Source organism: Wenyingzhuangia sp. (genome assembly GCF_039768515.1).
GTDB lineage: Bacteria > Bacteroidota > Bacteroidia > Flavobacteriales > Flavobacteriaceae > Wenyingzhuangia.
Genome location: NZ_JBDNAI010000119.1, coordinates 1 through 8,947, shown reverse-complemented (window position 1 = coordinate 8,947; position 8,947 = coordinate 1). Strand labels below are relative to the sequence as shown.

General features: G+C 34.3%; 10 protein-coding genes. 6 read left to right on the top strand and 4 right to left on the bottom strand.

The window, feature by feature from the left end; translation table 11 throughout:
* The 4 genes from ABF281_RS07735 to ABF281_RS07720 all read left to right on the top strand — a co-directional run.
* Window positions 1–1,689, top strand: a 1,689-nt coding sequence (locus ABF281_RS07735; RefSeq protein WP_347181107.1) for a RecQ family ATP-dependent DNA helicase, incomplete at its 5' end; no start/stop codon positions are given.
* Complete coding sequence (fmt, locus tag ABF281_RS07730; protein WP_347181106.1) at window positions 1,686–2,630, top strand: methionyl-tRNA formyltransferase; 945 nt, start codon at window positions 1,686–1,688, stop codon at window positions 2,628–2,630. The genes ABF281_RS07735 and fmt, both read left to right, overlap by 4 nt.
* A 165-nt stretch (window positions 2,631–2,795) precedes the next feature.
* The gene (locus ABF281_RS07725) at window positions 2,796–3,068 is read left to right on the top strand and encodes an HU family DNA-binding protein (RefSeq protein WP_347181105.1); all 273 of its coding nucleotides are present in this window, start codon (window positions 2,796–2,798) and stop codon (window positions 3,066–3,068) included.
* A gap of 88 nt (window positions 3,069–3,156) precedes the next feature.
* Window positions 3,157–3,714 carry a YqgE/AlgH family protein gene (locus ABF281_RS07720; RefSeq protein ID WP_347181104.1) on the top strand — a complete coding sequence of 186 codons (558 nt, stop codon included), beginning with the start codon at window positions 3,157–3,159 and terminating at the stop codon, window positions 3,712–3,714.
* Here the strand turns inward: ABF281_RS07720 and ABF281_RS07715 are convergent.
* The 3 genes from ABF281_RS07715 to ABF281_RS07705 all read right to left on the bottom strand — a co-directional run bounded on the left by ABF281_RS07715 (window position 3,707) and on the right by ABF281_RS07705 (window position 5,727).
* The gene (locus tag ABF281_RS07715) at window positions 3,707–4,519 is read right to left on the bottom strand and encodes an aminotransferase class IV (RefSeq protein WP_347181103.1); all 813 of its coding nucleotides are present in this window, start codon (window positions 4,517–4,519) and stop codon (window positions 3,707–3,709) included. The genes ABF281_RS07720 and ABF281_RS07715 overlap by 8 nt on opposite strands.
* Before the next feature lie 82 nt (window positions 4,520–4,601).
* Window positions 4,602–4,985 (bottom strand): START-like domain-containing protein, encoded by a 384-nt coding sequence (locus ABF281_RS07710; RefSeq protein WP_347181108.1) that lies wholly within the window; start codon window positions 4,983–4,985, stop codon window positions 4,602–4,604.
* 64 nt (window positions 4,986–5,049) lie between these two features.
* Window positions 5,050–5,727, bottom strand: a complete 678-nt coding sequence (locus tag ABF281_RS07705; RefSeq protein WP_347181102.1) for a DUF4294 domain-containing protein — start codon at window positions 5,725–5,727, stop codon at window positions 5,050–5,052.
* A 104-nt stretch (window positions 5,728–5,831) separates the two neighbouring features.
* Between ABF281_RS07705 and ABF281_RS07700 the strand changes: the two genes are divergently transcribed.
* Both ABF281_RS07700 and fbp read left to right on the top strand, forming a co-directional pair.
* A complete protein-coding gene (locus tag ABF281_RS07700; protein WP_347181101.1) occupies window positions 5,832–6,941 on the top strand; it encodes a M42 family metallopeptidase in 1,110 nt (369 codons plus the stop codon).
* Window positions 6,942–7,063: 122 nt separating this feature from the next.
* On the top strand, window positions 7,064–8,071 hold the full coding sequence (gene fbp, locus ABF281_RS07695; RefSeq protein WP_347181100.1) for a class 1 fructose-bisphosphatase: 1,008 nt from the start codon (window positions 7,064–7,066) through the stop codon (window positions 8,069–8,071).
* A 141-nt stretch (window positions 8,072–8,212) separates the two neighbouring features.
* Here the strand turns inward: fbp and ABF281_RS07690 are convergent.
* A partial coding sequence (locus tag ABF281_RS07690; RefSeq protein ID WP_347181099.1) for an SDR family NAD(P)-dependent oxidoreductase occupies window positions 8,213–8,947 on the bottom strand: 735 nt, incomplete at its 5' end.

Here is an 8,947-nt window from a genome sequence, read left to right as displayed (position 1 = left end):
GCATTGATTAACGACCAAATTGCTGCATTAAAGGAAAAAGGAATTGAAGCAGTAACGATCCCAAGCAAGTCTTCAAATGATGATATCATACGTTTGTTTGATAATATAAAAGTTAAAAAAACCAAACTATTATACCTCTCACCCGAAAGACTCAGTCAGCCCATTATTCAAGACAAATTAAAAGAACTAACCATTTCGTTTGTTGCAATAGATGAAGCGCACTGTATATCTCAATGGGGACACGATTTTAGACCTGCATACCTAAAGATTGTTCTATTACGAAAGTTACTCCCCAATCCTACTTTCTTAGCCGTTACAGCAACTGCTACAAAAACAACACAAACGCAGATCATAGATTTGCTTTCCCTTAAAGATGTACAAAAACACTTGGGGTCTTTCAACAGAGCAAATTTGGCTTATCAAGTTTATGAAACTCCTCAGAAATTTGATTTGTTGACCCGAATATTGAGAAAAAGCAAAACAATTACTATTGTTTACTTACAAAGTAGACTAGCGACCATAGAATTGTCTAAAAGACTAAATCGAGACGGCTTCAAAAGCACCTACTATCATGCTGGTCTGAGTCCCAAAGAAAAGGAAAACAACTACAACGCTTGGAACAACGAACAACAAAACATCATGGTTGCTACAAGCGCTTTCGGTATGGGGATTGATAAAAGCAACGTAAGATTGGTCGTCCATTTGGAAATCCCACAACACATAGAAAACTATACTCAAGAAGCAGGAAGGGCTGGTAGAGATGAACAAAAAGCTTTTTCTTGTGTTATTCTCTCTAAAAATGACCTTCTAAAATTTGAGAAACTAAGAAATCAAAACTTATTAACTTTTGACGATGTTTTAACAGTCTACGACAAATTAAACCAACACTTCCAAATCGCTTATGGAGAACAAATATCAGAGGCTTTTGATTTTGACCTTGAAGTTTTTTGCACCAAATACAACCTAGAAAATCACAAAACAAAAAGAGTCTTACAAAAACTAAATAGCTATGGAATTCTGAACCATGAAGAGCGATACAAAAACAGCACTGCTGTAAAAGTAATTTGTAGCAGTAAACAATTGCTCCATTTTTGCAACACACAACAAAAATATAGGGTCCTAGTAGACTACTTATTGAGGAACTATGTTGGGATTTTTGAATTGTCAAAAAAAATAAATTTGGCAAAGCTATCCCAAACAACAAAAATGTCGGCAATCGAAATTCACAAGAAACTAAACTACCTGAAAGAAATAAAACTGATTGACTATGACAAAAAACTAAATCATAATCGCTTAAAATTTTTAGTGCCTCGCGAGGATAAAAAAACTGTGCTGTTGATCAAAAAAGACTTGTTAAAGCTGAATGAAATCGAATTTCAAAAAGGCAAAAAAACCTTAGCTTATTTTGAAAACCAAGAAGTCTGTAGAAACTTGATGATTTTAGAATATTTCAACGAACAAAACGCTAATGTCTGTGGTATTTGCGATATTTGTCTTGAAAACAAAAAAGAAGTATCCAAAGAAGATTTGAGTAAAAACACCCTCCATCTTTTGAAAAAAAAACCACATAGCTTTAATGAATTGATGATTGCTTTAAGAATCAACTCGATTAGACTACTAGAAATTTTGGATTATTTGGCGAACGAAAACTATATTCAACAACACCAACAATATTATCAAATCATATGAGCAAACTAAGAATTGTGTTTATGGGAACTCCTGATTTTGCGGTTAGCATATTAGATAAAGTTTTACAGCATCACTATAACATTGTAGGAGTCATTACTGCTCCAGATAAACAAGCTGGTAGAGGTAGAAAAATTCAAGAATCTGCAGTGAAAAAATACGCCACTGAAAAAAATCTAACCATTCTACAACCTACAAATCTAAAATCTCCTGAATTTCAAAAACAACTAGAGGCCCTAAACCCTAACCTCCAAATTGTAGTCGCTTTTAGGATGCTTCCAAAATCTGTGTGGAACTTACCAGAACATGGCACATTCAATTTACACGCTTCCTTATTGCCCGATTACAGAGGTGCCGCACCTATCAATTGGGCCATCATAAACGGAGAAACTGAAACCGGAACCACTACTTTCTTTTTAGATGATAAAATTGATACAGGAGAAATCATATTACAAAACAAAACAAATATTGGCAAAAATGAGACCGTAGGAGAATTACACGACAAACTGATGCACCTTGGAGGTGATTTGGTTATTGACACTCTGAGACGCATAGCGACAGACAACATAAAAACAAGAAAACAGGCAAAGGATAGCAATAAACTGGCTTATAAAATTCATACCGACACCTGTAAAATTGATTGGCATCAAACTAGTAAAAAAATACACAATCACATTAGAGGTCTAAACCCTTATCCTGCTGCATGGACTACTCTGACAAATAACGACGAAACGATCAGTGCCAAAATATATGACTGTGAAGTTGTCCATGAAAGTCATCAACTAAAAGTTGGAAGTATCATTACAGATAAAAAAACAATCAAAATCGCTACTCTAGACGGATTTATCAAAATCAACCAAATTAAATTGGCAGGAAAAAAACGAATGGATACCGCGAGTTTACTGAATGGATACAAATTTGAGGATCAAGCCCATGTGCAGTAAATACTAGCATAGTACACAAAACAACAATTTGAAACCGTCTTTATCAACAAAAGACGAAAGTTATCAACAAATCAGTGTTTTTAAGGGCTCTAGGCTTGCATACCCTATTATTCCTTTTATATTTGTTTGTATATAAACTAATTTAATTAAAATAATATTACAGTTATGAACAAATCAGATTTAATCGACGCAATTGCATCAGACGCAGGAATTTCTAAAACAGCAGCTAAAGCAGCTTTAGAATCATTAACAAACAATGTTACTTCAACTTTAAAAGGTGGTGGTAAAGTATCATTAATTGGATGGGGAACTTGGTCAGTAACAAACAGACCAGCAAGAGATGGTAGAAATCCTCAAACTGGAGCTACTATTAAAATTGCAGCTAAAAATGTTGTTAAATTTAAGCCAGGTGCTGGATTATCAGATGCTGTAAACTAATAACAATCTATCGTATTGTAAAACTCCTTTTCACAAAGGAGTTTTTTTTATGTCTTTTTTTTAACTATATTAGACTGAAAGCCAACCTATGCCATCTCTTAAACCTTCAAAAGGACGATTACTTATTGCTGAACCAAGTATTATAGGTGACTTATCGTTCAACCGATCTATAATTCTGCTGACGGAGCATAACCAGTTTAACTCTATCGGTTTTATCATGAACAAGCCTTTGGGATACAAACTAAGTGACTTGATTCCTGAAATCGAATGTGACTTCAAAATTTACCAAGGAGGCCCCGTAGAACAAGACAATCTTTACTTTATTCATAAAATCCCAGAACTCTTAAACAATAGTATTCAAGTAACCAAAGATATTTATTGGGGTGGTGATTTCAGCGAACTTACTCAATTGCTAAATAAGGGCATGATCAACAACGAAGACATACGCTTCTTTTTGGGATATTCTGGATGGGGCAAAGATCAACTCAACCATGAATGGGAAAAAGAATCTTGGCTAGTCCAAGAAAACAACTATCAAAATATTTTTAACACACAAAACAGAAACCTTTGGAAAGAAAGCATGCTAGAATTTGGAACGAAGTATCAAATTTGGGCAAATGCACCTTCGGACCCAAAACTTAACTAAACATCAATTTGACAATCTGATCAACTACTTTTGTGCTAAATTTCTTTTTTCTGTAATTTGTTACGGGCTGTATCCCCAGAATCGTATTCGTCAAAAAAACTTCATCTGCTTTTTGTATTTCAAATGGAGAAATAGATGCCTCTTGGATATCAAAATCAGGATGTTTTTCCAAAACTGAAATGATATTTTTTCTCATCACCCCTTTTATACAACCTTCAGATAAAGGAGGTGTTTTAATAACGTTTCCTTTGACTATAAAAATATTTCCATTCGTAAATTCGACAACTCCTTTATGACTATTAAGCAACACACAATTGTCTAATTTATTCTCTTGAGCATAAACACTTGCCAAAACATTTGTGATTTTATTATTGGTTTTAACTGTAGATAGCAAATTAGGATTGATCATGAAATCTTTGTAAAGGTCAACAACATATTGATCTCTAACACTTGTTTCTACTTTTTTTGCTTCAATAACATAAGATATGTTGTGAGTCTTAGGTGCATACAACCCCTCTGCGTCTCTGAAAACAGTAAATCGTATTCTATTTTCAGTACCAGTGTTGGCATTTACAGTCTTCAAAATTTCTGATTCAAAAAACTCTAATGTAAGATGCATAGGAATCTCCATACGTAACATACGCATAGAAGCCATCAAGCGAAAATAATGATCTTCACAAAAAACAACAGTCTCCTCTTTTATCTTAATTGTTTCAAATAAAGCATCACCATATTTGAAGGCTCTATTGTTATAATCGATTTGAGAAGTTTCTTCAGAAACAATTTCTCCATTAAAGTTAATCATCGTAATCTTAAAATTTTAGCAAATTTACATAAAAAAAGCCTTGATATAGATCAAAGCTTTAAGACAATTTGGAGCTAGTGCTCTAGGCTCCTATTATGTGTTTCAACTCCCCAATCTGATTTTCCCACAACATTTTTGATTCTTCAATTTCGTCTTCTTCTGCAAAATCTGTGATGATCAAAGAAACATCTTTGGTCAGGGCGTCTACTTGTATTTTAAACTCAAAATAAGCATTTTCATCTTCATCTTCTACCCAATGAAATTTAGCTCTATCATCTGACTTAAAAGCCAATAGTTTTGCTTCTTCAGCAACTCCATCCCAAATAAACTCAAACATTTCACCTCTAGAATTCACGTTATCTGCAAACCATTCTCCCAAACCTGATGGTGTTGAAAAATATTGATATAGCATTGAGGGCGAAGCATGTATTGGAAATTCTATCTGAAATTTTTCTTTAGGCATGATATTCTGATTACGTTGGTCGGCAAAGTAATATTTTTTACCTATTAAAAAAAATATAGTTTTAATATTATTTCTTTTTTTCAATATGAATCTCCCTTACAGACAAAGGAAGATTGCTCCCTGGCAAAACAGAAGAACACCGCTCTAGATCTCCATTAACAAAACCCTGCTGCAATATGTTTTCAATCATATAATCCTCCATTATATTTTCGGGATTGTATTTTAAATCCAAATCAATCTTAAAAAAACGAGCAGATAAACGATACCAAAACGCTTTATATTTTCCTCTCTTGTCCTTTATATGTTCATTGACGGTTTCTCCTGTCAACCTATGAATTAACTTGATCAAAATTCGCCCCTCTGTTTTTGTTAATTTTTTAATGTTGTCCGAAAATTGTTCTTCTAATACTCTTTGCTTTTTTTTGATGTATTTCTTTTTTTTCCTTGATGAGGTCATGCCATAAGTGACTAAATTTAAACTATCTACTTTTTCTTTAGCCAATAAAGCATAAGGATAAGCTTTGTAGGTTTTTTTGGTAAACCAGGAATAATATCTTTTGTCGTAATTGTTAGTAAACTTTGGAGCAGAAAAGACAACAACAGTATCGAGAAGCACCTCTTGATCCGCATCCGTTATATAGATACCGCTTTTGTACTTCTCATCAAAAACATCCAAATCACTTATCTGTGCATTAGAAGTTATCGATATCAGTATAAAAAATAATATTTTTTGTGTTAATTTCATCTATACCAAAAATACACAATTAGGGCCCTTAAAAACAAGAGAGAACTTGTTTAATATCTAGAATCAAAATAGTACTTTTGACAAGATATAAAAACCTACAATTGATGAGTACACAAACGATATTAACAGAAAAGTCTTTAACATTTCTAGAGGAATATTTGAATAATGCTGCCCCTACAGGATACGAAAGTAAGGGACAAAAAATATGGATGGACTATTTAAAGCCTTATGTAGATGAATTTATAACTGATGCCTACGGAACTGCTGTTGGTGTTATTAATCCTACAGCAAAATACAAGGTTGTCATTGAAGGGCATGCAGATGAAATTTCATGGTATGTAAATTATATTACTGACAATGGATTAATTCATGTCATCAGAAACGGCGGAAGCGACCACATCATTGCGCCTTCAAAAAAAGTAAATATTCACACAAAAAAAGGGATTGTAAAAGGTGTCTTTGGATGGCCAGCCATACACACAAGACTAAAAGGTAAAGCAGAAGATACTCCCAAAATTGAAAACATTACCATTGATGTAGGTTGCGACAACAAAGAAGAGGTTTTAGCACTCGGCGTACATGTAGGGTGTGTAATCACTTATCCTGATACTTTTGAAGTTTTAAACGGTAATAAATTTATTTGTAGAGCGCTAGACAACAGAATGGGTGGTTTTATGATTGCTGAAGTAGCACGTCTAATCAAAGAAAACAATATTGACCTTCCTTTTGGTTTGTATGTCACAAACTCTGTACAAGAAGAAATTGGTTTGCGTGGAGCAGAAATGATAACCCAAACTATAAATCCAAATGTTGCAATTGTAACTGATGTTTGCCATGACACAACCACACCAATGATTGATAAAAAATCTGAGGGAGACAGTAAAATCGGAGATGGACCCGTAATTTCTTATGCGCCAGCGATTCAACATAATGTTAGAGAACTCATTATAGAGACTGCTGAAAAAAACGAAATACCTTTTCAACGTCATGCCTCCTCTAGAGCAACAGGTACAGATACCGATGCCTTTGCATACAGCAATGGTGGAGTGCCCTCTGCTTTGATATCATTACCCCTAAGATATATGCATACTACAGTTGAAATGGTACACAGAAATGATGTTGAGAATGTAATTAAACTTATTTTCGAGAGCGTAAAGCAAATAAAAGAAGGGGATGATTTTAATTATTTTGTTGAAAACAGTTATTGTATTTAAATATGATGAAACTCTTGTAAACATTGAATGAAGTCTAAACGTCATTGTGAGATCCCATAAAAAAGAATTATGCGATTGATTACGAAATAAAAATGATATTTGTAAAATTTAAAAAATAAAAAATGCCACACCAACACAAAACCCTGGGGGAATACATCAATGAAAACCAACATGCTTTCAAATATACCACTGGTGAATTGTCAAGCCTTATAAATGCAATAAGACTCGCCGCAAAAGTAGTAAACCATGAGGTAAACAAAGCAGGATTGGTTGACATTACAGGGGCAATTGGAGAAGTTAATGTCCAAGGAGAAGCGCAGCAAAAGTTAGATGTGTACGCAAATGATAAGTTTATCCAAACGATGATCAATCGAAATATTGTTTGTGGAATAACAAGCGAAGAGGAAGAAGACTTCATTATCGTAAATAGTAAAGATCAAAATCATCAAAACAAATATGTTCTTTTGATAGATCCCCTAGATGGGTCCTCTAACATTGATGTAAATGTCTCAGTAGGTACGATCTTTTCAATTTACCGCAGAATTACTCCCGTTGGTACACCTGTAACCAAAGAAGATTTTTTACAGGAAGGCAAACATCAAGTAGCTGCTGGTTATATTATCTATGGTACTTCTACCATGTTGGTATACTCGACAGGACATGGTGTAAACGGTTTTACTTTAAATCCAGCTATTGGTACTTTTTATTTATCTCACCCAAACATGGAATTCCCTGAAGATGGGAGTATCTATTCTGTCAACGAAGGGAATTATTTAGAATTTCCAGAAGGGATAAAAAAATACATCAAATATTGCCAGCAAATCGAAGAAGATAGACCCTATACGAGTAGGTATATTGGTTCCTTAGCCTCGGACTTTCATCGAAATCTTATCAAGGGTGGTATTTATATGTATCCGAAAAGCACAAAAAATCCAGAAGGTAAATTAAGATTATTATACGAATGCAACCCTATGGCATTCTTAGCTGAACAAGCAAATGGAAAAGCAAGCGACGGCTACAATCGAATCTTAGACATCAAACCAAAAGAGTTACACCAAAGAATTCCATTTATTTGCGGTAGTAAGAACATGGTAGAAAAAGCTGAAAAATTCATGAAAAAATATTCATAAAAAAAAGTCTAAAACAAATTGTTTTAGACTTTTTAGCTTTGATATGACCTCTATTCTATCAAAAAAAATGTTATGATATTAATGATTAAAAAAACCATCAACAATAGAAACCAGATGTTTTCATTTCATTAAAAACCAACCTTAAATACCTAGAGCTTGCCCTCCACCAACTTGGATAGTCTCTGCAGTTAAGAAAGCAGCATCTTTACTTGCCAAGAAAGCAACTACACCAGCAACATCTTCAGGCTGACCTAATCTCCCTAACATAATACTATTTGCCCATGAAGCAAATACTTCTGGCTTAGTCGATTTGATTTGTGCATGAAAAGGAGTATCGATAGTACCAGGTGATACAGCATTTACCCTAATTCCATATTCAGCCAAATCTTTTGCTAGTGCTCTGGTAATCGCGTGCACTCCAGCTTTAGAAGTTCCGTAGATCCCTGCACCTGGTCCTCCTGCATTCCATCCTGCATTTGAGGTATAGTTAATAATTGAGGCATTTTCCCCTTTTTTTAAGAAAGGGATGGCTGCTCTTGAGGCAAAAAATGTAGAGTCAAGATTTAAAGCCATCACAGATCTATAAAACGCTGTAGTCATTCCCTCAAATCTAGATCTACCTCCTAAACCACCTGCATTGTTAACCAATACATCAATTTTTCCATATTTTTTCCCAACTGCATTTATGTTGGTGTCCACCTCTTCCTCGTTGGTAACATCAAAGCTATAATATTCAGCTTCGATATCCATTGCATCTAATTCTGCTAGTCTTTTGGCTCCTGAAGCATCGTCAATACCGTTTAAGACAACAATATATCCGTCTTTACCTAATCTTTTGGCTACTTCAAAACCAATACCTCCTGTTGCACCTGTAAT